The 2,450-nt window shown below is 70.6% G+C and carries 1 protein-coding gene and 1 pseudogene; both read right to left on the bottom strand.

The genetic code is table 11. From position 1 onward, the window contains the following. Positions 1–528, bottom strand: a pseudogene (locus IJH84_RS09875) (ATP-binding protein); the annotation flags it as partial. A gap of 553 nt (positions 529–1,081) precedes the next feature. Next, positions 1,082–2,320: a cysteine--1-D-myo-inosityl 2-amino-2-deoxy-alpha-D-glucopyranoside ligase gene (mshC, locus tag IJH84_RS09870; protein ID WP_295143050.1), complete on the bottom strand. Its 1,239-nt coding sequence runs from the start codon at positions 2,318–2,320 to the stop codon at positions 1,082–1,084. Positions 2,321–2,450: the final 130 nt, after the last annotated feature.

The following is a 2,450-nucleotide window of genomic DNA, read 5'->3' as shown; positions in this document are numbered from 1 at the left end:
GTTGTCCAGCAGTTCGGCCAGCAGCCTGCTGACGTCGTCGGCGGCGAAGCCGACGACACCGAGCGAGGCGACCGTGCCCAGCTCGACGCGGGCGTAGTGCTCCACCGCGGAAACGCCCGCGCGGATCACGTCGACCAGCGAGGCCGGTTCGGAGCTGCCGCCGCCGGCGTCGCGCCCGGCCAGCACGCGCAGGTTCTCGCCGTTGCGCCGCAGCCGGGTGGCGAGGTGGTCCAGCCGGTAGAGCCGCGCCAGCGCGTCCGGGTCGTCCTCCTCGGCCTCCATCTTCTCCAGCTGCTCCAGCAGCGAGTCGACGAGGTTGAGGTCGCGCAGCGCCACGCTGGAGCACACCCCGGCGAGGATCTCCTGCGGGCCGGTCTCGCGGGTCGCGGGCTGGCCGACGAACTGGGCCACCGTCGCGCGGGACCGTTCCAGCAGGTGCCGGGTGGAGCCTTCGATGCGTTGCCGGGCGGTGCCGTCGAGCAGCGATTTCCGGGAGCGTTCCAGCACGTCGCGGACCCGCGTCACCATTGCACCTCACGACCCGCGATGCGATCGCCAATTCGTGGTTCGTGCCGAGTCATGGACCGGGATCCAACCAGAGCGAATTCGGAAAGTCACGCGGCTACCGGCGGTTCAGTCGGTTTTCGGCGAGCGAGGAAAAGCGCAACGTACGCGCAGGGTCACCAAATCGGACTTTCGCGCCTCCGCCACAGATCGAGAATTTTCAGATTATTCCGCCATCCGAATGACGCCCGCCGCATCGCGAACACTCTCGACCTGCAATGAAGCCCGCTCAGCAGGAATCAACTCGTCCAATTGCGCGTAACCGGATCGCCGCGACTACTCCACTGGCGGCATGGCATCAATCACGCCAAGTGCTCGGCCCGACCTGCGCCGCGATGCCGAAATGCGCCCGGCGGGATTTTCGGCCAGGTCGCACCGGTCCGACCTCCGCCGATTGCGGAGGCAACCTTCGGCGCACGAACCGCGCGGAAAAGGAAAAGGTGCCGCGGCGATCGACCGAACGATTGCCGCGACACCTTCCGCGAAAACAATTTCGCCCGCAATCGGGCGCGCGAAACTACAACCGGACCCCGAGCAACGCGTCCACCGCATCCCGCACCGCACCCGGCGCCGACTCGTCAGAACCACCGCCGGACAGCGCCGCGTCCACCCAGGCGTCCACCGCCAGCAGCGCCCGCTCGGTGTCCAGGTCGTCGGAGAGCCGGTCCCGCAGACCCGCGATCGCCTCGTCCGCGGACGGCCCGGCCGGCAGCGCAACCGCCGAGCCCCACCGCGCGAGCCGGGCGGAGCCCGCGGTCAACGCGTCCGCCGTCCACGAGCGGTCCGCGCGGTAGTGCCCGTCCAGCAGCGCCAGCCGCACCGCCATCGGGTCCACCCGGTCACCGCGCAGCCGGGACACGAACACCAGATTGCCCTTGGACTTGGACATCTTCTCGCCGTCCAGGCCGACCATTCCGGCGTGGCAGTAGTGCCGGGCGAACGGGTGCTGCCCGGTCAGCGCCTCGGCGTGCGCGGCGCTGTACTCGTGGTGCGGGAACGCCAGGTCGGAACCGCCGCCCTGGACGTCGAAGCCCATCCGCAGCCGGTTCAGCGCGATCACCGAGCACTCCAGGTGCCAGCCCGGCCTGCCCGGCCCGAGTTCGGAGTCCCAGGACGGCTCGCCCGGCCGCGCGGCCCGCCACAGCAGCGCGTCCAGCGGGTGCTCCTTGCCCGGCCGCTCCGGGTCACCGCCGCGCTCGGCGAAGAAGCGGTCCATGTCCGCGGCGCTGTAGTTCGATTCGTAGCCGAAGCGGCCGGTGGCGTCGTGCCGGTAGTAGATGTCCGGGTACTCGGGGTCATCGGCCCGGTACGCCGCGCCGGACGCCAGCAGCTTGCCGACCGCCTCGATGATCTCCGGCATGGCCTCCACGGCGCCGATGAAGTCCTGCGGCGGCAGCACCCGCAGCGCCTCCATGTCCTCGCGGAACAGCGCGGTCTCGCGCATCCCGAGGACCATCCAGTCGTCGTTGTCCCGCTCCGCGCGCTCCAGCAGCGGGTCGTCGATGTCGGTGACGTTCTGCACGTAGTGCACGTCGTGGCCGTTGTCCAGCCAGATCCGGTGCACCAGGTCGAACGCCAGGTAGGTGGCGGCGTGCCCGAGGTGCGTTGCGTCGTAAGGGGTGATGCCGCAGACGTACATCCGCGCCAGCGGGCCGGGCGCGACGGGCCGGACCTCGCCGGTGGCGGTGTCGTGCAGCCGGAGCGGACGGGGGGTGCCTTGCACCTGGGGCACGGATACCGACGACCAGGGTTGCATGTACCCGACCTTCAACGTCGCCGGTCGGCGCACGCGCCCCCGCTACACATGGTGAGAGCCACTGGCGGCGGTCCGGGGGGCGCCCCCCGGCACCCGCCGGCACCGCTTGTGCCGATCCGGGCACTTCTCG

This window comes from Saccharopolyspora sp., assembly GCF_017434145.1.
GTDB classification, from domain to species: Bacteria; Actinomycetota; Actinomycetes; order Mycobacteriales; family Pseudonocardiaceae; genus Saccharopolyspora_C; species Saccharopolyspora_C galaxeae.
Note: the sequence above shows the minus strand (reverse complement) of the source record. Positions and strands in the feature narration are given on the sequence as shown.

Coding starts and splice junctions, on each gene's coding strand:
- mshC (WP_295143050.1), bottom strand. CDS start 2,320: ATGCAACCCTGGTCGTCGGTATCCGTGCCCCAGGTGCAAGGCACCCCC.